The organism is Micromonospora sp. CNZ297 (genome assembly GCF_007827625.1).
Genome location: NZ_VISU01000004.1, coordinates 137456 through 162566 on the forward strand (window position 1 = coordinate 137456; position 25111 = coordinate 162566).

Below are 25111 nucleotides of genomic sequence, written 5' to 3' on the forward strand. Positions count from 1 at the left end.
GGCTTGCGCTTGCTCGGCATCTGAAGGTCCTTCCAGGGTGCGGACCGCCGGGACGTGGCGGTCCTACGGGCGCCCGGCGCTCCGGATCGGCGCGACAGCGAATCGCGCCGCGACCGGAAGTCGTCGGCGGCTGAGCGCCCGGCAGCGGTCCGGGATCACCGGAGCGGCTCGCCTGGCAGCGGGAGCCCGGGTCGGTCTGACCCTGGAGGGAGGCGAAGCCGGGTGCGGCACCACCGCCCGTGACCAGCGCCGCGAAGCGCCGGTCCCGCACCCAAATTAACGTTCACTTTCCAGATGCTGCCCGCTGTTCCCGAAATGCGGAAAGATCAACGTCGTCGTCCGGTCCGGCGAGGGCGGTCAGCGGGCCAGGAAGTGCCAGCCCAGCCACCACCAGAAGCCGAACAGCCCGATCCGGCCGACCGGCACCGGGCCCACCTCGTACCGCATCACGAACGCGCAGACGTCGGCCAGCGACGGGATCCGCGACCCCTCGCGGCGCGCGGCCCACTCGACCACGGCGAACAGCACGATCGAGACCAGAAACCCGCCGATCGCCAGTGCCCGCATCATCGGCGCACCAGTCCCCAGAACGCGGACAGCCACGCGAACCAGGCCGCCGAGCGGGCCAGGTTGTCCTCCAGCAGCGGATCGGCCAGCCGGGAGAAGGTGGGGAAGTCGTCACCCGCCGCCATCACGAACGTCGCCCCCTCGAAGACCCCGAAGACGGTCACCGGGACCAGCCACCAGAGCGCGACCGACGGCAACCGGCGCGGCGCCGGACGCCGGGGCACCCGGTTGCTCAGGCCGACCCAGATCAACCCCCCGCCGGTGGTGAGGATGTAGAGGTTCGCCGCGGTCGAGAAGGACGGCATCTGGCCGCCGACCAGAGAGAGGCAGATCAGCACCGGCACGGAGACGACCGGCCGGTCCCAGGCCCGGGGCGCCTCGACGGTGAGCTCACGGGGATGATCCATCACCCGATTGTCCCCAGCGTGACGCACTGCGGAAAGCCCGGCACGCGTCGTGATCCCCCGAAAACGCGCCGATCAGCTCACACTTCCGATCGCCGCCGCACCGGATCGACCGGACCAGAAGGACATATCGCTCCAGCCGGGCGCCTCACGCCACGGGGGTCACCGCGCCGGTGGCCAGCTCGGCGCGGATCCGTCCGACCACCTCGTCGAGCGCTCCCCGGCCGGTGAAACCGGCGGCGAACCGGTGCCCCCCGCCGCCGAGCGCCACCGCCACCCGGCTCACGTCCACCGCGCCCTTGCTGCGCAGTGACACCGCCCACTCCGCCTCGCCCGACTGCTTCACCACGCAGCTCACGTCCGCCTCGGCGGTGCAGCGCACCGAGTCGATCAGCGCCTCCAGCACGTACGCGGGCTGGTCGTGGCGGACCAGGTCGTCGCGGGTGGCGTACGTCCAGACGAGGCCGTGCCCGGCGGCGGCCGCCGGTTCCAGCGCGGCCCGGCCCAGCACCTCGCCGAAGAGGCGGACGGCACCGAACGGGCGGGTGTCGAAGATCCGCCGGGAGATGTCACCGGGCCTGATGCCCGTGGCGATCAGGCGGGCGGCCGTCTCGTGCACGGCCGGTGTGGTCGCCTCGAAGCGGAACGAGCCGGTGTCGGTGGTCAGCGCGACGTACAGCCCGGTCGCGATATCCGCGTCCAGCGTCACGCCGAGCCGGTCCAGCAGCTCCAGCGCGACCACGGAGGTGGCGGCGGCGTGCGGGTCGACCAGGCTGATCCGGCCGAACCCGCTGTTCGAGGCGTGGTGGTCGAGCACGAGCGACGTGCCGGCCGTGTCCAGCCGGTCGGCCAGGTCGCCCAGCCGGGACTCGCTCGCCGCGTCGAAGCAGATCACCAGGTCCGGAGCCGGGTACGCGTCGTCCTGCGGCACCAGCAGGTCCACGCCGGGCATCCACCGGAACGGCTCCGGCACCTCCGGCGGGCCGGGAAAGGTGGCCTGGAGATCGCGTACGCCGAGCCGGCGCAGACCCAGCCCGAAGCCGAGCATGCTGCCCAGCGCGTCCCCGTCCGGGTTCACGTGGCAGATCAGCAGCACCCGCGCGTCGGCGGGGAGATCGCGTACCGCCGCGACGGCGGCCGCCCATGCGGTCTCGGTGGGCCCGGCCGGCGCGCCACCCGCGGCGGCCTCGGTCACCGACGGTCGCCGGCGCGCGGCTCGTCGTCGCCCTCGTCCTCGGCCGGGGCGTCCTCGCCGTCCTCGTCCTCCTCCTCGACCCGGTACGGCTGGGCGTCACCCGCGTACGAGGCCTGGGCGGCGAGGCGCTGCACCTCGGCGTCGGCGGTACGTGCGGCGGCGAGCAGGTCGTCGATGTGCTTGACCTGGTCCTGCACGTCGTCGAGGACGAACGTGAGCGTCGGCGAGTGCCGCAGCCCGAGCGCCTTGCCGACGGTGCTGCGCAGCATGCCCTTGGCGCTCTCCAGCGCGGCGGCGGTGCTCGCCTGGGCCGCCGCGTCGCCGAGCACCGTGTAGAAGACAGTGGCGTCGCGCAGGTCGGCGGTGATCCGGGCGTCGGTGATCGTGATCATGCCGAGCCGGGGGTCCTTGATCTGGCTGCGCACCACCGACGCGACAAGTTCCCGGATGCGCTCCGCGTGCCGGCGAACCTTTGCCTGATCCGTCATGTCCCCCACCTCCGGGATCACCTGTACCAATGACGGCGCCGGATCACCAGGCGATCCGGGCCGTCGGCCGGAGACGGCGGGCGCGTGGACGCCGCCGGGTCCGACCGCCCAACGCTGAAGAACACTACCCGCGCCCGGCCGGGCGTCGCGCGGCACGGCCGGAGTGCCGCGCGACGCGCCGTCAGTCGTCCGCGCCGTGCAGACGACGGCGCACCGACAGCAGCTCGGTCTCCGGGCGGGCGGCGACCAGCCGCTCGCAGGAGTCGAGCACCTCACGGACGTGGGCCGGCTCGGCGGCCACCACCGCCACCCCGATCTCGGCCCGGCCGTGCAGGTCCAGCGCCCCCACCTCGGCGGCGGAGACCTCGAACTTGCGCAGCGCGGCGACGATCGGCCGGACGTAGGACCGCTTGGCCTTCAGGGACCGGGAGTCACCCGGGAGCAACAGGTCGAACAGTGCGGTTCCGGTATACACGGCGAGCAACGGTACGCCGGGCGGCGCACCCCGGCACGCGATTAAGGCGCGACAGCCACCAGCACGTCCCGCTCGATCGCCTGGTCGACCCGGTGGGCGAAGTCACCGAAGCCCGGGCCGTCGAGCACGCGCAGCCCGGCGTCGGCCAGCACCGCCTCCGCCTGCGCCCGCGGGGCCACGTGCGTGTTCCAGGACAGGCCGAGCGCCCCGCCCGGGCGCAGCAGCTCCCGCCACACGGGCACGGCGGCGGTGAGCAGCTCCAGCGGACTGCGGGACAACCCGTGGTCGGTACGGCTGCCGTGCGCCACGCCGTACGGCGCGTCGGTGACGATCACGTCCGCACAGCGGGCGCGCAACGCCTCGCGGGCCCGGGTGGTGTCGGTGTTCAGCACAATGACGCGCTGGGTGGCCCCGGCCCGGTGCTCGTCCCGCGACGGTGCGACGACGGCCTCGAAGCGGCGGGCGACCAGCTTGCGGTCCCGGCGCACCGACGTCGACTCGGCGGTGTGCTTGAGCCGCTTGCGGCGCAGCCAGGTGCGCAGGAACGCGGCGTACGCGTCCACGTCCTTGCCGTCGCGCTCGATGCCGATGCCGTCGTAGCCGTACATCAGCGCCTGGTTGAGCGTCGTGCCCCGGCCGCAGAGCGGGTCCAGCACCACCACCGGCCCGTCCAGCATCCGCGGCGCGGCGGCGGAGGCGAGCACTGTGACGTTGAGCAGCAGCCGGGTGAACTGCTCGTTGGTCTTTCCGGCGTACTTGGGGATGGTGATCAGGTCGGAGTCGTACCGGGCCAGCGGGCGCAGCGGCACCGGCCGCAGCAGGTCGTCGCCGACCCGCTCGAACAGCGCGTACGCGGCCGACAGGTTCGCCAGGTGGGCCAGGTCCCGCTCGCCCAGCCCCGGTTCGGCGGTGGTGAACGTCAGGTACTCCACCCCGCCGATCCCGGTCACCTCCGCGGCGGCCGGCACGACGTCGAGCACGCCGGAACCGGCGAACACGGCCAGTTCGGCGCGGGCCAGCCGGGCCGCCGCGTCGGCGTAGACGCGGTTGGCGGAGGGGGCGAGGAGCAGCGCGTACCGGATCACGCCGCAGATTGTCGCAGCCTGCACAGACGGCGACGGCCGGGGCCCGAAGGCCCCGGCCGCCGGCCGGTCGTACGCGTGGTCGTCAGGCGCGCGGCTTCTCGCGCATCTCGAACGTCTCGATGACGTCGCCGACCTGGACGTTGTTGTAGCCGCCCAGCGTCAGACCACACTCGAAGCCCTCGCGGACCTCGGTCGCGTCGTCCTTGAACCGCTTCAAGGAGCTGATCGTGAGGTTGTCCGCCACGACCGCCCCGTCCCGCAGCAGCCGCGCCTTGGCGTTGCGGCGGATGAGGCCGGACCGGACGATACAGCCGGAGATGTTGCCGATCTTGGACGAGCGGAAGACGTCGCGGATCTCCGCGGTGCCCAGCTCGACCTCCTCGTACTCCGGCTTGAGCAGACCCTTGAGCGCGGCGTCGATCTCCTCGATGGCCTGGTAGATGACGGTGTAGTACCGGATCTCCACGCCCTCGCGGTCGGCCATCTCGCGGACCTTGTTCGAGGCCCGCACGTTGAAGCCGATGATCGTGACCGCCTCGGACGAGGCGCTCGCGAGCATGACGTCGCTCTCGGTGATCGCGCCCACGCCCCGGTGGATGATCCGAAGCTGGACCTCCTCCGGGATGTCGAGGTTGAACAGCGCGTCCTCGAGCGCCTCCACGGAACCGGAGACGTCGCCCTTGAGCACCAGGTTGAGCGAGGTCTTCTCGCCCTCCTTGAGCTGCTCCATGAGCGTCTCGAGAGTGGCCCGGCCACGGGAGTTGGCGAACGACGCCGCCCGCCGCCGTGCCTGACGCTGCTCGGCGATCTGCCGCACGGTGCGGTCGTCCTCGGCGGCCAGGAAGGTGTCACCCGCACCCGGCACCGTGGTCAGACCCAGCACCATGACCGGACGGGCCGGACCAGCCGAATCGACCGGCTTGCCGTTCTCGTCGAGCATGGCCCGGACCCGGCCGTGCGCCCCACCGGCGACGATCGAGTCACCGGCACGCAGGGTGCCCTTCTGCACCAGCACGGTCGCCACCGCGCCCCGGCCCTTGTCCAGGTGCGCCTCGATCGCGACACCCTGCGCCGGCCCGTCGATCGGAGCGGTCAGCTCCAGCGACGCGTCGGCGGTCAGCAGCACGGCCTCGAGCAGTTCCTCGATGCCGATGCCGGGCTTGGCCGCCACGTTGACGAACATGGTGTCGCCGCCGTACTCCTCGGCGACCAGGCCGTACTCGGTCAGCTGCTGGCGGACCTTGTCCGGGTTCGCCTCGGGCTTGTCGACCTTGTTGACCGCGACCACGATCGGCACGTCCGCCGCCTTGGCGTGGTTGAGCGCCTCGATGGTCTGCGGCATGACGCCGTCGTCGGCCGCGACCACCAGGATCACGATGTCCGTGACCTGGGCACCACGGGCACGCATGGCGGTGAACGCCTCGTGACCCGGGGTGTCGATGAACGTCACCGCGCGGTCCTCGCCCTCGTGCGGGACGTGGACCTGGTAGGCGCCGATGTGCTGGGTGATGCCACCCGCCTCGCCGGCCACCACGTTCGCCTTGCGGATCGCGTCGAGCAGCTTGGTCTTACCGTGGTCGACGTGACCCATGACGGTCACCACCGGCGCACGGCTGACCAGGCGGTCCGCCGCGACCTCGGCGTCGAGGTCGATGTTGAACTGCGCGAGCAGCTCGCGGTCCTCGTCCTCCGGGCTGACGATCTGCACGTCGAAGCCGAGGTGCTCACCCAGCAGCTGCAGGGTCTCGTCGGAGCACGACTGGGTCGCCGTCACCATCTCGCCCAGGTTGAACATCTCCTGGACCAGCGAACCCGGGTTGGCGTTGATCTTGTCGGCGAAGTCCGACAGCGAGGCGCCACGGGACAACCGGACGACCTGACCCTGACCGCGGGGCGCACCCGAGGACATGGTCGGGGCCGACAGGTTGTCGAACTCCTGTCTGCGCTGCTTCTTGGACTTGCGACCGCGGGTCGGCCGGCCGCCGGGACGCCCGAAGGCACCCGCCGCGCCACCGCCACGGCCACGGCCACCGCCGCCGGGACGGCCACCGCCGCCGACCGGGCCACCCGGACGGAAACCACCGCCGGGAGCACCGCCACCGCCGCCGGGACCGCCGCGGTAGCCACCGCCACCGCCACCGCCGCCGGGACCGCCGCGGTAGCCACCGCCACCGCCGCCGCCACCGGGTCCACCACGGTAGCCACCGCCACCGCCGCCGGGACCGCCCGGACGACCGGCGCCTCCACCGGGTCCGCCACGACCGCCACCGGGGCCGCCGGGGCGGCCGGTGGTCGGGCGCTGGCTCGGCATCGAGGCCGGGCTCGGCCGCGGCGGCATCGACGCCGGGCTGGGCCGCGGCGGCATGCCGGCCGGGCTGGGACGGGGACCGCCCGCACCGGCGGCCGGGGGCCGCTGCTGCTGGCCGCCCTGGATGCCGAACGGGTTGTTACCGGCGCCACGCGCCGGCGGACGACCGCCGGGCCGGGCACCGGGGCCCTGACCCTGACCCGGACCGCCGGGACGACCGGCGGCCGGGGAACCCGGACGCGGCGGCATGGCGTTCGGGCCGGGACGCGGACCCGGGCGAGCACCGCCCTCGGCCGGAGGCTCCCGGCGTACGGTCTCGCGCTGCTGCTGACGGGCGGCCTGGGCGGCCTTGACCGCGGCCTCCTGCTCAGCCTTGAGCGCAGCGGCACGCGCCTCGGCGGCCGCCACTTCGATGTCGTGCGCGCTCGCCGGCTTGGCGACCGGAGTCGCCGGCTGCGGCGGGCCGGGGACCGGGCCCTTGGGCTTCGGTCCAGGGGTCGGCGCGGCCGGACGCCGGGGCGGCATCGGCTTGGCCGAGACCCGGGGGGCACCCGGGGTCGGGGTGGGCGTCGGGGTCGGTGCCGGGCCACTGGGCGCGGCAGCCGGCGGGCCGGCAGGCGCCGACGAACCGGCTACGAACGCGCTACGCAGCCGCCGGGCGACAGGCGCCTCGACGGTGCTGGACGCGGACTTCACGAACTCGCCCATTTCCTTGAGCTTGGCGAGAACGGTCTTGCTTTCGACCCCGAGCTCCTTGGCAAGCTCGTGTACGCGGGCCTTTCCTGCCACTGCACTCCTCACTCCGAGGTCGTGCGGGCAGCACCCGCAGCGACCTCACTCCTGCACTTGAAGCCTGGTCATTTCAGGGACTTCATCGTGTGCTCATGTCGGTCGTCCTACCTTGCTAGCGACCCTCGACCGGTCGGGCTTGACCGGTCGTCGGGGGTTGCGCGTCGACGTGCTCCGCAAGCGCACCGTGGTCGGGGACCCCGGTGAGGCGCAGTGCCCGCCCGAAGGCGCGGCGTCGCACCGCCTGCGCGAAGCAGGCCGGATCAGGGTGCATGTTCGCTCCCCGACCCGGCAGTCTGCGGGCCGGATCGGGCCGGAGACTGGTGTGACCAGCCTCGTCACCGATCGCGACGACCCGCAACAACTCGCTGGCCGGCGCTCGTTTCCGGCAGCCCACACAGGTGCGCTCCGGAATCGCGCGTCGTGCCACTGAGTAAGTCTACCCCTAGCCGCCGGAGATCGCGCCGCCCGGCTCCGGGACGTGATCAGCTCCGCCCCGGCTCTGCGGGGCTGCGGTCTCCGCGTCGGACCGGATGTCGATGCGCCAACCGGTCAGACGGGCCGCGAGGCGGGCGTTCTGCCCTTCCCGGCCGATCGCGAGCGAGAGCTGGAAGTCCGGCACGGTCACCCGGGCGGTACGGGAGGCCAGGTCGACCACCTCGACCCGCAGCGCCTTGGCCGGCGACAACGCGTTGCCGACGAAGGTGGCCGGGTCGTCCGACCAGTCGATAATGTCGATCTTCTCGCCGTGCAGCTCGCTCATCACGGCCCGGACCCGCTGGCCCATCGGGCCGATGCAGGCGCCCTTGGCGTTGACGCCGGACGTGGTCGAGCGCACAGCGATCTTCGTACGGTGACCTGCCTCACGCGCGATCGCGCCGATCTCCACGGTGCCGTCGGCGATCTCCGGCACCTCCAGCGCGAACAGCTTCTTCACCAGCGCGGGATGCGACCGGGACAGCGTGATCTGCGGGCCGCGCATTCCCTTGGCGACGTGCACGACCACGCAGCGGATCCGCTCGCCGTGCTCGTACCGCTCGCCGGGGACCTGCTCGGACTGCGGCAGGACGCCCTCCAGCTTGCCCAGGTCGACGCTGACGATGCCCTTCTCCCGGCGGGTCTCGTGCGCCTGCACCACGCCGGTGACCAGGTCACCGTCGCGGCCGACGTACTCGCCGAAGTGCACCTCGTCGGTGGCCTCCCGCAGCCGCTGGAGGATCACCTGCTTGGCGGTCATGGCGGCGATCCGCCCGAAGTCGTGCGGAGTGTCGTCCCACTCCCGGGTCACAGTGCCGTCGGCGTCCAGTTCCTGCGCGTAGACCGAGGCGGCCCCGCTCTTACGGTCGATCTCCACCCGGGCGTGCGGCTCGGCGCCGTCGGTGTGCCGGTAGGCGGTCAGCAGCGCGGTCTCGATCGCCGCGAGGATCGTGTCGAACGGGATCTCCCGCTCGCGCTCCAGGGCGCGCAGCGCCGCGAGGTCGATGTTCACCTCTCCTCGTCCTCCAGATCTTCGTCGTCGTCGGTGTCGTCACCGAAGTCCTCGTCGGCCAGGTCGTCCAGGCGGTTGAACTCCACCTGGACCCGGCCGGGCCCGAGTTCGGCGTACGGGTGTTCGGCGGGGCCGGCGTCGGTCTCCAGCACCACGCGCTCGTCGTCGGCGGCCGTGATCCGGCCGGTGAGCTGGCGGTCCCCCGCGTCGCCGCGGACGGTGACCTTGACCAGCCGCCCGGCGTTGCGCCGCCAGTGCCGGGGCAGGGTGAGCGGGCGGTCCACGCCGGGCGAGCTGACCTCCAGCTGGTACTCGCCGGCCACGATGTCGCCGCCGGCCTCCTCGGCCGCGTCCAGCGCCGCCGAGACCGCGCGGGAGACGTCCGCCACGCCGTCCAGGTTGATCCCGCCGTCGGCGTCCACGATCACCCGGACCACGTGCCGCCGGCCGGCGCGGGAGACGGAGAGGTCCTCCAGGTCGTAACCGGCCGCCGTGACGACCGGTTCGATCACCTCGCGCAGCCGGTTGCGGCGGGCGGCGAGATCGCCGCGGGGTGCGCCGCTCCGGTCCGTGCCGCGGGGCCCGTCGGAGCGGCGGGGCCGCCCGGCGGGCCCCGTCGACCGGGTGGCACGGCCACGCTGCGTCATTGCGCGCACCTCTCCTGCTGTTGCCACGACCCGCGGGCCGTGTTGTCCCTGGCCGGTGCGGGCGATCGGCCCGCCATACCGGCGCGCCACCGGGGCGTCCGCGCCCGGTGGTTGCGCAGAGCGTAACGCTAACGACCGCCGACGGACCCGGCGGCGCACCGAGACCCTGACCCACGAGACGGCGCGAATGGTGTTGACTCTGTCAGGTGGGGATCGGCAGAACACCATCCGACCAGGTCAGAGCGGGGCATTCCCGGCGCTGGCTGCTGCGCGCCGGCGGGCTCGTGGCGCTCGGCGGCGCGACCGCGCCGCTGACCGGTTGTGATCTTTTCGACCGCGACGAGGAGCCACCGGAGCCGGACGCGCTGGAGCCGCTCGTCGCCGAGGCGCTCGCGCTGGAGGCCCGCTACCGGGCCGCCGCCACCGCCGACCCGGCGCTGGCCGGGCGGCTCACCCCGATCGCCGACGCGCACCGGGCGCACGCCGAGGAGCTACGCCGCGTGATCGGCCGGCCGGCGCCCTCCGGCACACCGGCCGCCGGCTCGGCGAGCGCGCCCGCGCCCGACGCCGTGCTCACCGAGCTGCGCCGGGCCGAGCAGGAGGGCCGGACGAACGCGGCCAAGGCGTGCGCGGCAGCGCCGGCCGAGCGGGCCGCGCTGCTCGGCTCGATCGCCGCGGCGCGGGCCACACACGTGGAGGCGCTCAAGTGAACAGCCCGACGACCGGCCCGGCCTCGGCGCTCGCCGACGCGCTCGCCGCCGAGTACGCGGCGATCTGGGCGTACGGGGTGATCGGTGTGCACCTGACCGAGGCGGCGCGTACGGCGGCCCGTGCCGCCGAGGCGGCCCACCGGTCCCGCCGCGACGCGCTGCTGCTCCAGCTCGCCGAGGGCTCCGGGCAGGTGCCCGCCGACCGGGCCGGGTACGCGCTGCCCTACCCGGTGACGGACCGGGCGAGCGCGCTGCGCCTGGCGGTGGAGATCGAGGAGCGGACGGCCGGGCACTGGCGGGCCGCGCTGCCGCACACCACCGGCGCGGACCGGAACACCGCGCTCGCCGCGCTCACCGACTGCGCGTTGCGCGCCACCCGCTGGCGGCGTACGGCAGGCGTGACGCCGGTCACCGTTCCGTTCCCGGGCCGCCCGGCCTGAGCGCGACGCCGGTCACCCGGCGGAACCCTCCGGTTGCGTAGCGCATACCAGGTATGCATACTCGCGGTCATGTCCATCCGTCACGGCCTGCTCGCCCTGCTCGAACGCGGCCAGATGTACGGCTACCAGCTCCGTGCCGCGTTCGAGGAGTCCACCGGGTCGACCTGGCCGCTGAACATCGGACAGGTCTACACCACGCTGGCGCGGCTGGAACGTGACGGCCTGGTCCGCCCGCTGCCGGAGAACGAGAGCGGGCAGCGGCCGTACGAGATCACCGACGCCGGACGGGCGGACCTGGCGCTGTGGTTCGCCACGCCGATCAGCCGCGCCGACCGGCCGCGCGACGAGCTGTCCATCAAACTGGCGCTGGCGCTGACCACCCCCGGCGTCGACGTGCGGTCGGTGGTGCAGACCCAGCGCACCGCCACCATGCGCGCGCTCCAGGAGTTCACCCGGTTGAAGTACACGAGCGACAAGCCGGAGGATCTACCCTGGCGGCTGGTGCTGGACGCGATGATCTTCCAGACCGAGGCCGAGGTGCGGTGGCTCGACCACTGCGAGACGAGCCTGGTCCGGCACCGCCCGGCGCCGATCCGGGCGGTCGACCACCCCGAGGCGGTGGACCGGGCCGGCGACGAAGCCCGCCGGTGACCCGGCACGGGAGGCGCTGATGGACCCGATCGACGGGGTGCTGGAACTGCGTGACGTACGCCGGACCCACGGCGCCGGTGAGGCCGCCGTGCACGCGCTGCGCGGCGTGAGCCTGACCGTGCGGGCCGGTGAGCTGGTGGCGGTGATGGGCCCCTCCGGGTCCGGCAAGTCCACGCTGCTGGCGCTCGCCGGCGGCCTGGACCGGCCCACCGGCGGCGAGGTGGTGGTCGAGGGCGAGACCCTGGTCGGGCTGTCCGCCCGCGAGCTGGCCCGGCTGCGGCGCCGCCGGATCGGGTACGTCTTCCAGGACCTGAACCTGCTCGGCAGCCTGACCGCCGTGGAGAACGTGGCGCTGCCACTGGAACTGGACGGCACCGGCGTACGGGCGGCCCGCCAGCTGGCGCTGGCCGCGCTGCGCGAGGTCGACCTGGAGGACCTGGCCGACCGCTTCCCGGACCAGATGTCGGGTGGCCAGCAGCAGCGGGTGGCGATCGCGCGGGCCCTCGTCGGCGAACGCCGCCTGGTCCTCGCCGACGAGCCGACCGGCGCGCTGGACTCCCAGACCGGCGAGGCGGTGCTGCATCTGCTGCGCCGCCGGGTGGACGCCGGAGCGGCCGGGGTGCTGGTCACCCACGAGGCCCGGCACGCCGGCTGGGCGGACCGGGTGGTCTTCCTGCGCGACGGGGTGATGGTCGACTCGACCGCCCCGCTGATCGGCGTCGACCACCTGCTCAGCGGCAGCACCCGGTGACCGGCGGCCGCCTCGCCGCCGTACGCGGGTCGTGGCGGACCGCGCTGCGGATCGCCCGCCGGGAGGCCCGGCGGTCCCGGCGGCGCACGCTGCTGGTGCTGGTGATGATCGCGCTGCCGGTGTTCGGCCTCAGCTTCGCCGCGGTCAGCTACGACATGGGGGATCTGACCCGCGCCGAGCGCATCGAGCGCCAGCTCGGCGGCGGCGACGTCGCCCTGCGCTGGGACAGCCTCGCGCCGGTGACGCAGGACGCCTGGGGCGAGTCGGCCTGGCCGGTCCAGGGCGAATGGGTGTCCCGGACCCGCCCGGCGACCGCCGAGGAGGTGCGCGCGCTGCTGCCCGAGGGCAGCCGGCTGGCTCGCACCCGCTGGTGGATGACGTTCTCGACACGGGTGGACCGGCACGTCGAGTCGCTCGAGGCGCGCGCCGTCGACCTGACCGACCCGCTCACCCGGCCGCTGGCCCGGGTACGCGACGGCCGGCCGCCGGTACGCCCCGACGAGATCGCGGTCAGCCCGACGGCGCTGCGCCGGCTGGAGACCCGCATCGGCGATCCGGTACGCACCATCGACGGTGCCACGTACCGCGTGGTCGGGGTGGTGGAGTATCCGGACAACCTCCGGGACGTGATCACGCTGCCCGCTGTGACCCCGGAGGGCATGGCCGGCAGCGACACCTGGCTGGTGGACCTGCCCGGCCCGCTGGAACCGTGGCTCGTGGACCGGCTGAACGCGCAGGGCGTCCAGGTCGTCGCCCGCAGCCCGCTGCCGGGACGGCAGGAGTTCACCCGCGGCATGTCCGTACCGGACGCCGACGAGGCGGGCGTCATCGGAGTCGTCGGCGGGCTGGGCCTGCTGGAGGTGGTGCTGCTGGTCGGCCCGGCCTTCGCGGTGAGCGTCCGGCGCCGGCGGCGGGACCTCGCACTCGTCGCGGTGGCCGGTGGCGACGCCTCCCACCTGCGCCGGATCGTGCTCGCCGACGGGGTGGTGCTCGGCGCCGGCGGGGCCGCCCTGGGCATGCTGCTCGGCATCGGGGCGGCGTTCGCCGGCCGGCCGATCGTCGAGCAGTACCTGCTCGGGGAGCGCCTCGGGGCGTACCGGATCTTCCCGGCCGCGCTGGTGGCGATCGCCGCGACGGCGGTGCTGGCCGGGGTGCTCGCGGCGATGGCGCCGGCCTGGGCGGCGGCCCGGCAGGACGTGGCGACCGGCCTGGCAGGCCGGCGCGACGCGACCCGGCCACGCCGCCGCTGGCTGCTGGTCGGGGTGGCGCTCACCGTCGCCGGGACCGCGATCGCCGCGTTCGCCGCCGGCCGCACCTCGCAGACCGGAGTGCTGGCCGGTGTCGCGCTGGGCGAGCTGGGGCTGGTGTTCTGCACCCCGTCGCTCGTCGGCGTGCTGGGCCGGGCCGGCCGGCTGCTGCCGCTGACCCCCCGGCTCGCGTTGCGCGACGCCAGCCGCAACCGGTCCTCGGCCGCGCCCGCCATCTCGGCGGTGATGGCGGCGGTGGCCGGAAGCGTCGCGCTCGGCGTCTACGTGGCGAGCGACGAGACCCGCTCACGGGCGCTCTGGCAACCCGGCCTGCCGCCGGGGAACGTGCTGCTCACCCACTCCGGTGAGACCCCGGCGGACCCACCGTCGGCCGAGGTAGTGGCCGGCCGGGCCCGCGCGGTCCTGTCCGACGCCACAGTGGTGTCGGTCGCGATCCCCGGCTGCGGCGGCGACGTCCGGGAGAAGGACGACTGCAGCCCCTACGCGCTCATGCCGCAGGCGCAGCAGTGCCCGTACAGCTCCTCCGACCCGGTCATCCCCGATTCGGCCCGGCGGGATCCGCGCTGCGTGAGCCCCTTCCAGGAGCCCGTCGACGTCTACCTGCCGGCGCTCGTGGACGACGGCGCCGCGCTGCCCGCGCTCACCGGCGCGCCGGACGACGAGCTGGCCGCCGCGCGCCGGACGCTCGCCGCCGGGGGCGTGGTGGTCACCGACGCCCGGCGGGTGGTGGACGGGCAGGTCCGCGTGGAGGTCAACTACAACTCCGGCGGCCCGCCCACCGGGCGTCTCCTGCCCGCGTACGCGCTGCGCGGCGGTCTCACAGTCGACCGGCTGGTCCTCTCCCCCGCCGCCGCGGACGCGCTCGGCCTGTCCGCCGTGCCGATGGGTTACCTGCTGGACACCGCCGGCTCGCCCACCGACCGGCAGGTCGAGATGCTGACCGACGAGCTGTTCGACATCGGGCCCATGTCCGCGCAGGTGGCGACCGCCGAGCCGCCGTCGGACCAGCGCTCGATGCTGCTCCTGCTGGCGGTGGCCTCCGGGGTGATCACGCTGGGCGCCGCCGCGGTCGCCACCGGCCTCGCCGCGGCCGAGGGCCGCCGGGACCTGTCCACGCTCGCGGCGGTGGGCGCCGATCCCCGGGTACGCCGCCTGCTGTCGCTCTGCCAGGCCGGAGTCATCGCGGTGCTCGGCTCCGCGCTGGGCATCGTCGCCGGGCTCGGCTCCGCCGTGGTCGTCCTGTCCGCGCTCAACCAGCGGTACGCGGAGTCCTGGCCGGTGCAGCCGCCGTACCCGGTGACAGTGCCCGGCGTGACGCTCGCCGCGCTGGTCGTGGTGCCGCTCGTGGCGATGGGCGGCGCAGCGCTGTTCACCCGGTCCCGCCTGCCGATCGAACGCCGGCTCGACTGACCGTCCCGCCATGATCGACACCACTTCCGGCCATGATCGACACCATTCCGCCGGAGTGGCGGTATCGCGGTGGGGTGGATGCCACCACTTCGGCGAAATGGAGTCGACCTTGGGCGGACTGACCGTCCGAGGGATGACGGGGCACCCCGCGGACGGCACACTTGTCGGATGTCAGCCCTGGGAGCCCTCACCCGCCGTCTCGGTCACCAGCGTTGGTTCGGCGCCACCATGCGCCTGCTCGTCCCGGCCGACCGGCTGGTCGGCCGGATGACGAAGGGCCGCGTGGTCGCCTTCGGGCTCGTGCCCACGCTGGTGCTCACCTCCACCGGCCGCCGCTCCGGCAAGCCCCGCAGCAACCCCCTGGTGTACGTCCCCGACGGCGACGCCTACGTGGTGATCGGCTCGAACTGGGGGCAGCAGCACCAGCCGTCCTGGACGTTCAACCTGATGGCCGACCCGGCCGCCGAGGTGGACGTCAAGGGACGCCGGATCCCGGTCACCGCCGAGCAGGTCACCGGCGAGGAACGGGAACGGCTGTTCCAGCGGCTGGTGCAGGAGTGGCCCGCGTACCGCACGTACGTCGAGCGGGCCGGTGGCCGCGAGATCCGCGTGTTCCGGCTGGTCCCGAACGTCTGAGCGACGGCTCACCGTGGCCGGAATCGCGGCGAGCAGGAACGTAGCCATGGACCGAGTCCAGCGGTGACGCCTCCGCCGTCCGTCACCTTCGACCGACGCCGTCCGGACGAGCTGACGTCTGTCGTCGACGCTCTCGCCGACCTGTACGCGCTGGTCTACGCCGAGCCGCCCTACCTCGAAGGCACGGCACAGGTCGCCCGGTTCCGGACCGGGCTGCCCGACGAGGCGGCGCGGCCGGGATTCCGCCTCGTCCTGGCCTGGGAAGGCGAGGAACTGATCGGAGCGGCGTACGGGTGGACCATGGCCGCCGGCACCTGGTGGTCTCGGGCGAAGGATGAACCCCCGGCCGAGGTACGGGACCGCGACAAGTTCGCCGTACTGGAATGGATCGTGCATCCGCGGCATCGATCTCGTGGCGTCGGCGCGGAGTTGATGCGTCGGCTTCTTCAGGGGCGCCAGGAGAGCTGGGCGACCCTCGCCTCCGATCCGCGAAGCCGGGCGAACGGCATCTATCGCCGCAACGGCTGGATAGTTGCCGGGCACTCCGAGCTGCCATGGGGTCCGTCGATGGAACTGCTGGTCCGCGATCTGCGGATCGCGGAGGAGGCGCGGGCTGGAACGCCCCGGCCGGATCAGCGGCGATGACTGCCGCATTCTGGCTCAGCCGCGCCCCTTTCATACGATCCAGTTGAGCACCCTGCGCGCGTGGCCACGCTATCGTCGTGCACCGAGCGCTGTGAGGGTGACATGGATGATTCAATGGAGCGTTCCGCAGGCCGAAGAGCGGCAATCTGGCTCACCAGCGCAGTCGTGATGCCAGCGCTTCTTGGCCTCATCTTTATGGCCGATCCCCCCATGTGGACGAAATGGCTGAGCGAGGGGTTCGTCACCAAAGGTGACTGCTCGCCATATCGGGTCTACGCGCAAAACCGCTGGACTCCACTCGGAACTGCCATTCGCGCCAAGCCGGCTGTCGAGTCGGAGAAAATCGGCGAATTCTCCGGCAATCAATCGATCATGGTCGACGGCTGGATGCACGGAGCTGTCGCACACCCGACAAATCCCGAGCCGTGGAACAGCGATATCTGGTTCCACTTGACTGACAACAAGGGCTGGGTCTCCTTTGGTGGAGTACGCGGTGTTCCAACCGAGCCTGATCCAACCCTCCATTCTCCAGACGGAGGGCAGCCAGCCCTCTTGCTGACTAATTGCGAGGGTGAGATCAAGTAGCGCACGCATGCTCATCGGCAGCAAGCCGAACGCCAGGACTGCTCAGGGCTGCTCTGATTGTGTCGTCAACGCGAGTCCTGGCCCCGCTGCGGTCCGGCCCTGCGGGCGGCCTTTAACGACACAGCGCAAGGGGTTTCCGGAAGCGACCTGCTAGAGGATCTTGACTGCTGCCCGATCGATCTCGGCCGTGTAGACGGGGTGACACCTGCCTGCTCATAGACGCGACCCCCTACGCAGGTCAGGGGGAGATAGTCGCTTCTACCCAGTCCAAGCGGCCGGTGCGGCCCGGGGACCTCGTCACGTTCGACCGCCTCGGCGATCCACCGGAACAATGGCAACCAACCGCAGCGCATACAGCTCGCACGAGTCGTACAACCGGAAAGCGACAGGCGTGCGGAATGGAGGTGGGCCATGGTCGGCGAACGAGACGCCGAGCGGCGTCTGGACGACCCGCGATGGCAGGTGGCCGAGCGCGTCGGTGACGCCGTCCTGCGGCGGTTCCCGGCCGATGTGCTGGCGGTCGCCGTACACGGTCCGCTCGCGCACGGCGACGACGACGGCGGCGGGGACCGCGAGGTCGGCCTGCTGGTCGTCACCTACCGGCCCGGCGCCGGACCGCCGCCCGCCACCCGGCGGGTGGACGGGGTGCTCGTCGACCTGACAGTGGCCGGGGCGGACGACTACCTGCGCCGGGCGACGACGATCACGTCCCGCTGGCCCCTGGTCGCGGACCGGTACGTCACCACCCGCGCCCTGCACGATCCGACCGGCTGGCTGCGAAAACTGCGCGACGAGCACCTGGCGCGCCTGGCACGCGCCCGGCCGGCGGAGTTCACCGGCGCCGCGCGGCAGGCGTGGTACCGGGGCAGCGCGGCGCACGCTCGCGCGTTGCGGCTGGCCGAGTGGTACGAGACTGACCAGGCGCTGCTCATGCTCGGCGAGGCGCGGCTGGCCGCCGCGACAGTGCAGGGACTGTTCAGCCGCACCTATTTCCGCGACCCCGGTGACGCGGTGCGGCGTACCGGGCTGGCCGGGGCGGACATGACCGAGGTGGGTGCGGCGCTGACCCGCCAGGCCGAGGAACTGGCCGCCCGGGGGCGGCCGGTCGACGGCACCGTCGACGACCTGCTGGACGGCTGACGGCCCGCCGACGGCCGACCGTCAGCCGATGCCGCCGCCGACGCCGATCAGCGCGCCGATCAGGTAGGTGGCGCCGGCCGCCAGCGCGCCGAGCAGCAACTGCCGCAGACCGGCACGCCACCAGGCGCGGTTGGTGAACCGGGCCACGATCGCACCGGCGACGAAGAGGCCGACGCCGCCGACGCCGAGCGCCAGCCAGAGGCTGGTGAAACCGAGCAGGTACGGCAGCAGCGGCACCAGCGCGCCGATCGAGAAACAGATGAACGACGAGATCGCGGCGGCCCACGGGCTGGGCTGGTCGTCGGGGTCGACGCCCAGCTCCTCCCGTACGTGCACCCGCAGCGCCTCCTCCGGGTTGGCGCGTACCGCCTCGGCGACCTGCGTCGCCAGCTCGCGGGGCAGTCCACGGGCGACCCAGGCGTCGGCCAGTTCCCGGGCCTCGGCCTCCGGGTGGCGTTCCAGCTCGCGTCGCTCCTTGGCCACCTCGGCGGCGACCTGCTCGTTCGCGGACCGGACACTCGTGTACTCGCCGAGGCCCATCGAGATGGCGCCGGCCACCAGGCCGGCCGTGCCGGTGAGCACCACGCTGCGCGGCGACACCCCGCCGCCGCCCACGCCGGCGATCAGTGCGATGTTGGTGACCAGCCCGTCCATCGCGCCGAAGACGGCCGGACGCAGCCAGCCGCCGGAGACGTCCGCGTGGTGCGCCTCGCGCAGTGCCGCAGGGGTGTCGGTCACGGCAGCGTCAGGATCTCGTAGCCGTCGTCGGTGACGACGATGGTGTGCTCGAACTGGGCCGTCCACCGGCGGTCCTTGGTGACCACCGTCCAGCCGTCGTCCCACATGTCGTACTGGTAGGTGCCGAGCGTGATCATCGGCTCGACGGTGAACGTCATGCCGGGCTCCATCACGTCGGTGGGGCGCGGGCTGTCGTAGTGCGGCACGTAGAGGCCACTGTGGAACGCCTCGCCGATGCCGTGCCCGGTGAAGTCGCGGACCACGCCGTAGCCGAAGCGCTTCGCGTACGACTCGATCACCCGGCCGATGACGTTGATCTGCCGCCCCGGCGCGATGGCCTTGATGCCGCGCATCATCGCCGTGTGGGTCCGCTCGACCAGCAGGCGGGCCTCCTCGCTCACCTCGCCCACGCAGAACGTGGCGTCGGTGTCGCCGTGCACGCCGTTCAGGTACGCGGTGACGTCGACGTTGATGATGTCGCCGTCCTGGAGCACCGTGGTGTCCGGGATGCCGTGGCAGATCACCTCGTTGAGGCTGGTGCAGCACGACTTGGGGAAGCCCCGGTAGCCGAGCGTCGACGGGTAGGCGCCGTGGTCGCAGAGGAACTCGTGCACCACCCTGTCGATCTCGTCGGTGGTCACCCCGGGCTTGCAGTGCTCACCGGCGAGCTGGGTGGCCTGGGCGGCGAGACGCCCCGCGACGCGCATCTTCTCGATGGTCTCCGGCGTCTGCACGTGCGATCCGCGCCACTCCTGGGGGCGCTTCTTACCCACGTACTCCGGGCGCGGGATGTGGGCGGGGACCGCTCGCCACGGGGAGAGCGTGCCGGGGGTCAGCGGCGCACGGACGGTCATGACGCAAGCCTATCGCCGGGACCGGTGTGCCCCTCGCCACAGCCCCGCCGGGCAGGTTGTTGCCGTGCCGCAAACGCTGTGCCATTGTTGCTCCGTGGATCAAGGGGGCGCGGCGCCCGTCTTCTCCGTGACGGCGCAGGCCGACGGCGACCAACTGCGCGTCCAGGTGACCGGCGAGGTCGACATGGCGACCGCCGACACCATGTTCCAGACCGCGCTCCGCGAGCCCGCCAAGCGGCTCACGCTCGACCTGCGGGCGGTCACCTTCTTCGACTCGGCCGCCATCCACGCGGTGGTCCGGCTCGCCCAGCGGTTCCCGGACGCGTTGACCGTGCTGCCGTCGCCGCAGGTCCGGCGCGTGCTGGACATCTCCGGCCTCGGCGACCAGGACTGGCTCGCCGGCTAGATCGAGGGCTGCTCCCCGCGTGAACGCCGTCGACGCGGGACAGCGGGCAGCCCGGCCCGTCACTACGGTGCGGAGGATGGACAGCTCCCATCCGTCGATGGCCGGTGTCGTGCACGAGGCGCCCGGCTCGACCGTACGACTGCGCCCGGTGGCCGAGGACGATCTCGCGATGCTGCGCCGGTTCGCTGTCGAACCCGGGCTGATCGGCCTCGACTGGGCCGGCTTCCAGGACGCCGCCGCGCCGGCCCGCCGCTTCGCCGAGGACGGCTATCTCGGCGACCGGAGCGGTGGCCTGATCGTCCAGGTCGAGCCCCCGGACGCGCCGGTCGGTTACCTCAGCTACCTGCAGCGCGAGAGCGGGCGGGCACCGTACTGGGAGATCGGGATCGTGCTGCTGCCCGAGTGGCGCGGCCGGGGTCTCGGCTGGCGAGCGCAGGCGCTGCTCTGCGACTACCTGTTCAGCCACACCCCGGCGCAGCGCATCCAGGCCGGCACCCATCCCGAGAACGCCGCCGAGCAGCGGTCGCTGGAGAAGGCCGGCTTCCAACTGGAGGGAGTTCTGCGGTCCTGCGAGTTCCGGGCCGGCGCCTGGCGCGACGGGTGGCTCTACAGCCGGCTGCGCGACGACCCGTCGCCGCTGTGACCGGCCGCCTCAGCGTCCCGAGGGCGGCGCCTGATCGGCCAGCCGGCGGCGCAGCGTCAGCTCGGTGCCGTTCGCGGAACGGGTCACGTTCATCTCCCCCAGCGCCTGGATCAGCGCCAGCCCGCGCCCCCGGAAGGTCGACCCGCTCGACTCCCGCCAGCGTCCGCTGTCCCGGATGGTCGCGGTGACCGTACGGTCGGCGATCGTCACCTCGACCTCGATCGTCGGGTCCACCGGGTCGACCGGGTGCTCGATCGCGTTCGCCGCCGCCTCGGAGACCGCCACGGTCAGGTCGAACAGGTCGGTCTCGCCGACCTGGTGGGCGACGAGGAAGTCCTCCAGCCGCTTGCGGAGCACGCTGAGCCGGGTCGGGTCGGCGGGCAGGCGCAGCACGAACCGGTTCAGTTCGGCCGCCTCCAGCGCGAGCACCGCCACGTCGTCGTGCCGGGACCGCTCGGCCACCTGGGCCATGACGGCGTCGACAAGGTCCGCCACGTGCCCGGCGCGCGCCGTCGCGTCGGCCCGCAACTGGCCCAGCCCGGCGTCGATGCCCGCGGACCGGTCCTCGATCAGGCCGTCGGTGTAGAGCAGGAGCCGGTTGCCCGGCGCGAGTTCGCCCTCGGCGGCCGGGTAGACGGCGCCGGGGATCGCCCCGATCGGCGGTCCGAGAGCCCGATCGTGCAGGAACGCCACGTCGTCTCCTCGGATCAGCAGGGGTGACGGATGACCCGCGCTCGCGTACCGGATCCTGCCCGTGCGCGGGGAGAAGCCGAGGCAGACCACAGTGGCGAAGGAGCCGCTGCCGGCGGAGTGGACCAGCCGGTTGAGCCGGGTCAGCGCCTCGCCCGGGTCGTAGCCCTCCAGGACGTACGCCCGAAGCGCGTTGCGGAGCTGGCCCATCGCCGCGGCGGCCCGCACGCCCTTGCCCACCACGTCGCCGATGACCAGCACCAGGTCGTCGTCGGCGGTGGCCATCACGTCGTACCAGTCGCCGCCGACCTCCACGTCGGCGCTGCCGGGCAGGTAGCGGCTGGCCACCACCGCGCCGGGCAACTGCGGCAGCGTACGCGGCAGCAGGCTGTGCTGGAGCGTGGTCGCGATGTGGTGCTCGGCCTCGTAGAGCTGGGCGTTCTCCAGCCGCACGCCGATCAGCCGGGCCAGTTCGGTGAGCGCCGCCTCCTCGGTGCCGCCGCCCTCGCGGCGCCACACCCGCAGCTCGCCGAGCTGCTCGCCGGCGGTGCCGGTGAGCGGCAGCACCACTGTCGGCTCGGCGGGCAGGTCGCCGCCGGCGTCCTCCTCGTGGCGGGCGCCGGTGGCGGTGACCCGGACCCGTCCGGCCTCGGCCAGGCGCAGCGCGTGCCGGGCGGCCACCCGGACCACCTCGGCGGTGGACCGGGCGGTGTTGATCTCCACGGCGGCGTCGGCGAGTGCCCGCAGCCGGCGGATGATCTGCCCGCGCAACTGGCCCAGCTCGACGTTGGCCCGCACCCGGGCCACCAGCTCCTGGCTGGAGAAGGGCTTGGTCAGGTAGTCGTCCGCGCCGGTGGACAGACCCGCGACCTCCTCGGCGGCGCCGGCCCGTGCGGAGAGCAGCACGATCGGCACGTGCCGGGTGGCCGGCTCGGCCCGCAGCGCGGCGACCAGCCCGAAGCCGTCCAGCCGGGGCATCATCACGTCGGTCAGCACCAGGTCGAACGGGGTCTCGACGGCCAGCCGCAGCGCCTCCACGCCGTCCGGCACGGCCACCACCTCGTACGCCGGGGACAGCAGCCGGACGACGTGCTCGCGCAGGTCGGAGTTGTCGTCGGCGAACAGGATGCGACCGGACCCACCCGGCGCGCCGGACGCCTCCGGCAGCCCGGTGGGGCGGGCCACCTCGTCGGTCCAGAGCGCCGTCTCGGCGACGTACAGGCGGGCCTGCTCCGGTTCGGTCAGCGGGACCGGCGACAGGGCGGCCACCCGGTCGGCGGGCAGGTGCGCGTACCCGAAGGGCATGGTCACGGTGAACGTGGTGCCCCGGTCCACGACGCTGTGCGCGGTCACCGTGCCGCCGTGCATCTCGACCAGCTCGCGGACCAGGGCGAGCCCGATGCCGGTGCCCTCGTGGGTACGCGAGCGGGCGCCGGCCACCCGGTGGAACCGCTCGAAGACCTGCGGCAGTTCCTCCGGCGCGATGCCGACGCCGGTGTCGGTCACCTCCAGGACGGCGGCGCCGTCGTCCGCGCGGACCCGGACCCGGATCTCGCCGTCGAACGTGAACTTGACCGCGTTCGACAGCAGGTTGAGGACGATCTTCTCCCACATGTCCCGGTCGACGTAGACCGGCGCGGGCAGCGGCGGGCAGTCCACCACCAGGCGCAGCCCGGCCCGCTCGGTGGCCGAGCGGAACGTGCTGGCCAGCCGGGAGGTGTAGTCGGACAGGTCGGTGGGCTGGTAGCGGGCGGCCAGCCGGCCGGACTCCAGCCGGGAGAAGTCGAGCACCGTGTTGACCAGCTTGAGCAGGCGCAGCCCGTTGCGGTGCATGACGGTGAGCCGGTCCAGGTACCGCTCGGGCAGCTCCCGGTCGGCGAGCATCTCCTCCATCGGCCCGAGGACCAGCGTGAGCGGGGTACGGAACTCGTGGCTGACGTTGGCGAAGAAGTTGGTCTTGGCACGGTCCAGCGCGGCCAGCTCGGCGGCGCGGGCGCGTTCCTGCTCGTACGCCCGCTGCTTGCCCACGGCCCGGGACACCTGTGCGGCGACCAGGTCGACGAAGTCGCGGTAGTCGTCGGTGAACGGCAGCCGGCGCGACACCCCGAGCAGCAGCGCGCCGGCCGGCTCGTTCGTGGCGGTCAGCGGCAGCAGGAGCGCCTGGCCGGCGGCGTCCGGCGGCACCGCGCCCGGCAGGTCGGCGGTGGCGATCCAGCGCGGCTCGGTGAACGGCTCGCCCTCGGGCAGGCCGGGCGGCGGATCGGCGACGGTGGCCGGATCCACGCCGGAGCAGCCGCCCGGCACGAGTGTGCCGCGCTCGTCGGCGAACCACAGCGCGCTGAACGGCACGTCGGCGCGGTGGGCGTCGAGCACCCGGGTGACGGCCTGGCCCAGTTCGAGCATGCCGGGTACATCGCCCAGCTCGTTGCCCAGCTCGGCGAGGGCGCGCAGCCGGCGCTCGCCGAGCACCCGGCCGGTGGTCTCGTTGACGAAGCAGAACAGACCGCCGACGGTGCCGTCGGCGCTGCGGATCGGGTCGTACGAGACGTCGAAGTAGACGTCCTCCAGGAAACCGTGGCGGTCGAGCACGAAGGGGTGGTTCTCGCCCCGGTACGGCACGCCGGTGCGGCGCACGCCGTCCAGCAGCGGGCCGAGCACGTCCCAGGTCTCCGCCCAGTGCAGCCGGGCGGGCTGCCCGATCACGGCCGGGTGCTTGTCGCCGATGGTCGGCCGGTAGGCGTCGTTGTAGAAGGCCAGGTGCTCCTCGCCCCAGAAGACGACCATCTGGGCGCGGGACGACAGCATCGTGCTCACGGCGTGGCACAGCGCCGCGGGCCAGCGGTCCGGGCTGCCGAGAGCGGTGGTGGACCAGTCGAAGCCGCGCAGCCGGCCGCCCATCTCACCGCCGGCGGCGAACGCCGCGGCGAGCAGTGGCGGTAGGGACGCCTCGCCGGCCGCCGGGGACGAACGACCGTCCTCCCCGCCCCCGTGGGCCGAGCTCATGCAGCCTCCCGCTCCGGCCATGATCATGACGGCCGGCGATTCTCCGCCGACCGTCCCCGCCTACTACCCCGACGGACGAGCAACGTAACGCACCCGCACCGTTCGACGCTGCTTACCTCCGCCTCATCCTGGCGTAACCGACGCTCCGGGGCGACTCGGGCGGTCCTCGCCTGGTCGGCGGGCCGCCGATTCGGCTGTCCGCACCTACGAAACGCGGGTGTGTGATCTGGCCGACATCGCGGCCCGGACCAGCGCGGCCACGGGCCGCGGCTCGGCCTCGTTCTCCGGATGCCACTGCACCCCGAGCACGAAGCGCCGCGCCGGATCCTCCACCGCCTCGATCACCCCGTCGTCGGCCCAGCCGGTCACCGCCAGGCCGCCGGGGTCGGCCACCGCCTGATGGTGGTACGAGTTGACCCGGTCCACCCCGGCCATCACCTCGGCGGCCCGGCTGCCGGCGGCGAAGCGCACCGGATGCGACCCGTAGACGCCCGGCGCGGGACGGTGCCCGTCATGCCCGACCACATCCGGCAGGTGCTGGTGCAGCAGGCCGCCGTACGCCACCGCCAGCAGTTGCATGCCCCGGCACACACCCAGCACCGGCAGGTCGGCGGCGAGCGCGGCGGTCAGCAGCGTCGTCTCCCCCGCGTCGCGCTCCGGCCGGCACTCGGTACGCGGGTCCGGCGGCTCGCCGTACCGCTCCGGCCCGACGTCCGCGCCGCCGGCCAGCAGCAGCCCGTCCAGCAGCCCCAGCACGTCCGCGTCGGCGTCGTCCGGGGGCAGCACGACGGCCCGGCCGCCCGCCGCGGTGACCGCGCGGACGTACGCGTGCGGCACGAGCGTCGCCGGCACGTCCCGCCACACCGCCCAGCCGGCCGGCTCGACGTACGCGGTGATGCCGATGACCGGCCTTCTCGCGCTCACAGTGCCGGCCTGGGTTCGCGACTGCGGGGCTCGCAAAACCGGCTCACTCCTCGCACTCACAATGCCGGCCTGGGTTCGCGACTGCGGGGCTCGCAAGACCGGCTCACTCCTCGCGCTCACAATGCCGACCTGGTTCGCGACTGCGGGGCTCGCAAGACCGGCTCACTCCT

General features: G+C 73.3%; 24 protein-coding genes and 1 pseudogene. 11 read left to right on the top strand and 14 right to left on the bottom strand.

Annotated features, from left to right (window positions below; all coding sequences use genetic code 11):
• Positions 1–357: 357 nt before the first annotated feature.
• From FB454_RS09495 to rimP, 10 genes and pseudogenes are all read right to left on the bottom strand, one after another.
• Positions 358–567 carry a DUF6186 family protein gene (locus FB454_RS09495; RefSeq protein WP_030269837.1) on the bottom strand — a complete coding sequence of 70 codons (210 nt, stop codon included), beginning with the start codon at positions 565–567 and terminating at the stop codon, positions 358–360.
• Positions 567–974 carry a hypothetical protein gene (locus FB454_RS09500; protein ID WP_145822828.1) on the bottom strand — a complete coding sequence of 136 codons (408 nt, stop codon included), beginning with the start codon at positions 972–974 and terminating at the stop codon, positions 567–569. The genes FB454_RS09495 and FB454_RS09500 overlap by 1 nt, the downstream gene beginning before the upstream one ends.
• Before the next feature lie 145 nt (positions 975–1119).
• Entirely contained in the window at positions 1120–2166 is a 1047-nt protein-coding gene (locus FB454_RS09505) for a DHH family phosphoesterase (RefSeq protein WP_013284670.1), read from the bottom strand.
• Positions 2163–2654: a 30S ribosome-binding factor RbfA gene (gene rbfA, locus FB454_RS09510; RefSeq protein WP_013474438.1), complete on the bottom strand. Its 492-nt coding sequence runs from the start codon at positions 2652–2654 to the stop codon at positions 2163–2165. The genes FB454_RS09505 and rbfA overlap by 4 nt, the downstream gene beginning before the upstream one ends.
• A gap of 181 nt (positions 2655–2835) precedes the next feature.
• Entirely contained in the window at positions 2836–3129 is a 294-nt protein-coding gene (locus FB454_RS09515) for a DUF503 domain-containing protein (protein ID WP_013284668.1), read from the bottom strand.
• Positions 3130–3170: 41 nt separating this feature from the next.
• Positions 3171–4214, bottom strand: coding sequence for a TRM11 family SAM-dependent methyltransferase (locus FB454_RS09520; RefSeq protein ID WP_145753104.1), 1044 nt, complete (start codon positions 4212–4214; stop codon positions 3171–3173).
• An 82-nt stretch (positions 4215–4296) separates the two neighbouring features.
• The gene (infB, locus tag FB454_RS09525) at positions 4297–7311 is read right to left on the bottom strand and encodes a translation initiation factor IF-2 (RefSeq protein ID WP_030269840.1); all 3015 of its coding nucleotides are present in this window, start codon (positions 7309–7311) and stop codon (positions 4297–4299) included.
• A 93-nt stretch (positions 7312–7404) separates the two neighbouring features.
• Positions 7405–7741: pseudogene (locus FB454_RS09530) on the bottom strand (YlxR family protein).
• A 15-nt stretch (positions 7742–7756) separates the two neighbouring features.
• A complete protein-coding gene (nusA, locus tag FB454_RS09535; protein ID WP_013284665.1) occupies positions 7757–8800 on the bottom strand; it encodes a transcription termination factor NusA in 1044 nt (347 codons plus the stop codon).
• Entirely contained in the window at positions 8797–9447 is a 651-nt protein-coding gene (gene rimP / locus FB454_RS09540; RefSeq protein ID WP_071096342.1) for a ribosome maturation factor RimP, read from the bottom strand. Before rimP ends, nusA begins: the two co-directional genes overlap by 4 nt.
• A gap of 263 nt (positions 9448–9710) precedes the next feature.
• On the opposite strand from rimP, the gene FB454_RS09545 reads away from it, so the two are divergent.
• The 9 genes from FB454_RS09545 to FB454_RS09585 all read left to right on the top strand — a co-directional run bounded on the left by FB454_RS09545 (position 9711) and on the right by FB454_RS09585 (position 17683).
• Positions 9711–10157, top strand: a complete 447-nt coding sequence (locus tag FB454_RS09545) for a hypothetical protein (RefSeq protein WP_030269842.1) — start codon at positions 9711–9713, stop codon at positions 10155–10157.
• A complete protein-coding gene (locus FB454_RS09550; RefSeq protein WP_013474432.1) occupies positions 10154–10597 on the top strand; it encodes a ferritin-like domain-containing protein in 444 nt (147 codons plus the stop codon). Before FB454_RS09545 ends, FB454_RS09550 begins: the two co-directional genes overlap by 4 nt.
• 69 nt (positions 10598–10666) lie before the next feature.
• Complete coding sequence (locus FB454_RS09555) at positions 10667–11248, top strand: PadR family transcriptional regulator (protein WP_013284661.1); 582 nt, start codon at positions 10667–10669, stop codon at positions 11246–11248.
• A 19-nt stretch (positions 11249–11267) separates the two neighbouring features.
• Positions 11268–11999 (top strand): ABC transporter ATP-binding protein, encoded by a 732-nt coding sequence (locus tag FB454_RS09560; RefSeq protein WP_013284660.1) that lies wholly within the window; start codon positions 11268–11270, stop codon positions 11997–11999.
• Positions 11996–14677, top strand: coding sequence for an ABC transporter permease (locus FB454_RS09565; RefSeq protein ID WP_145822829.1), 2682 nt, complete (start codon positions 11996–11998; stop codon positions 14675–14677). Before FB454_RS09560 ends, FB454_RS09565 begins: the two co-directional genes overlap by 4 nt.
• A gap of 168 nt (positions 14678–14845) precedes the next feature.
• On the top strand, positions 14846–15313 hold the full coding sequence (locus FB454_RS09570) for a nitroreductase family deazaflavin-dependent oxidoreductase (protein WP_145822830.1): 468 nt from the start codon (positions 14846–14848) through the stop codon (positions 15311–15313).
• Between the two features lie 63 nt (positions 15314–15376).
• Entirely contained in the window at positions 15377–15958 is a 582-nt protein-coding gene (locus FB454_RS09575; RefSeq protein WP_225319648.1) for a GNAT family N-acetyltransferase, read from the top strand.
• A gap of 60 nt (positions 15959–16018) precedes the next feature.
• Complete coding sequence (locus FB454_RS09580) at positions 16019–16543, top strand: hypothetical protein (RefSeq protein WP_145822831.1); 525 nt, start codon at positions 16019–16021, stop codon at positions 16541–16543.
• 411 nt (positions 16544–16954) lie between these two features.
• Complete coding sequence (locus FB454_RS09585) at positions 16955–17683, top strand: nucleotidyltransferase domain-containing protein (RefSeq protein ID WP_145822832.1); 729 nt, start codon at positions 16955–16957, stop codon at positions 17681–17683.
• Between the two features lie 21 nt (positions 17684–17704).
• Here FB454_RS09585 and FB454_RS09590 read toward each other — a convergent pair whose 3' ends face one another.
• Both FB454_RS09590 and map read right to left on the bottom strand, forming a co-directional pair.
• Entirely contained in the window at positions 17705–18421 is a 717-nt protein-coding gene (locus FB454_RS09590; protein WP_013284653.1) for a VIT1/CCC1 transporter family protein, read from the bottom strand.
• Positions 18418–19275, bottom strand: a complete 858-nt coding sequence (gene map, locus FB454_RS09595; protein ID WP_030269849.1) for a type I methionyl aminopeptidase — start codon at positions 19273–19275, stop codon at positions 18418–18420. The genes FB454_RS09590 and map overlap by 4 nt, the downstream gene beginning before the upstream one ends.
• A gap of 94 nt (positions 19276–19369) precedes the next feature.
• Here map and FB454_RS09600 point away from each other — a divergent pair, with 94 nt between their 5' ends.
• Together FB454_RS09600 and FB454_RS09605 are read left to right on the top strand one after the other, a co-directional pair.
• Complete coding sequence (locus tag FB454_RS09600) at positions 19370–19681, top strand: STAS domain-containing protein (RefSeq protein ID WP_030269851.1); 312 nt, start codon at positions 19370–19372, stop codon at positions 19679–19681.
• Between the two features lie 76 nt (positions 19682–19757).
• The gene (locus tag FB454_RS09605) at positions 19758–20324 is read left to right on the top strand and encodes a GNAT family N-acetyltransferase (protein ID WP_013474428.1); all 567 of its coding nucleotides are present in this window, start codon (positions 19758–19760) and stop codon (positions 20322–20324) included.
• A 9-nt stretch (positions 20325–20333) separates the two neighbouring features.
• Here FB454_RS09605 and FB454_RS09610 read toward each other — a convergent pair whose 3' ends face one another.
• Together FB454_RS09610 and FB454_RS09615 are read right to left on the bottom strand one after the other, a co-directional pair.
• The gene (locus tag FB454_RS09610; RefSeq protein ID WP_145822833.1) at positions 20334–24017 is read right to left on the bottom strand and encodes a SpoIIE family protein phosphatase; all 3684 of its coding nucleotides are present in this window, start codon (positions 24015–24017) and stop codon (positions 20334–20336) included.
• Positions 24018–24221: 204 nt separating this feature from the next.
• The gene (locus FB454_RS09615; RefSeq protein WP_486485408.1) at positions 24222–24941 is read right to left on the bottom strand and encodes a gamma-glutamyl-gamma-aminobutyrate hydrolase family protein; all 720 of its coding nucleotides are present in this window, start codon (positions 24939–24941) and stop codon (positions 24222–24224) included.
• Positions 24942–25111 lie beyond the last annotated feature (170 nt).

Coding starts and splice junctions, on each gene's coding strand:
- FB454_RS09570 (WP_145822830.1), top strand. CDS start 14,846: ATGTCAGCCCTGGGAGCCCTCACCCGCCGTCTCGGTCACCAGCGTTGG.
- FB454_RS09605 (WP_013474428.1), top strand. CDS start 19,758: ATGGACAGCTCCCATCCGTCGATGGCCGGTGTCGTGCACGAGGCGCCC.
- FB454_RS09560 (WP_013284660.1), top strand. CDS start 11,268: ATGGACCCGATCGACGGGGTGCTGGAACTGCGTGACGTACGCCGGACC.
- FB454_RS09555 (WP_013284661.1), top strand. CDS start 10,667: ATGTCCATCCGTCACGGCCTGCTCGCCCTGCTCGAACGCGGCCAGATG.
- FB454_RS09500 (WP_145822828.1), bottom strand. CDS start 974: ATGGATCATCCCCGTGAGCTCACCGTCGAGGCGCCCCGGGCCTGGGAC.
- map (WP_030269849.1), bottom strand. CDS start 19,275: ATGACCGTCCGTGCGCCGCTGACCCCCGGCACGCTCTCCCCGTGGCGA.
- rbfA (WP_013474438.1), bottom strand. CDS start 2,654: ATGACGGATCAGGCAAAGGTTCGCCGGCACGCGGAGCGCATCCGGGAA.
- FB454_RS09495 (WP_030269837.1), bottom strand. CDS start 567: ATGCGGGCACTGGCGATCGGCGGGTTTCTGGTCTCGATCGTGCTGTTC.
- FB454_RS09610 (WP_145822833.1), bottom strand. CDS start 24,017: ATGAGCTCGGCCCACGGGGGCGGGGAGGACGGTCGTTCGTCCCCGGCG.
- FB454_RS09585 (WP_145822832.1), top strand. CDS start 16,955: ATGGTCGGCGAACGAGACGCCGAGCGGCGTCTGGACGACCCGCGATGG.
- rimP (WP_071096342.1), bottom strand. CDS start 9,447: ATGACGCAGCGTGGCCGTGCCACCCGGTCGACGGGGCCCGCCGGGCGG.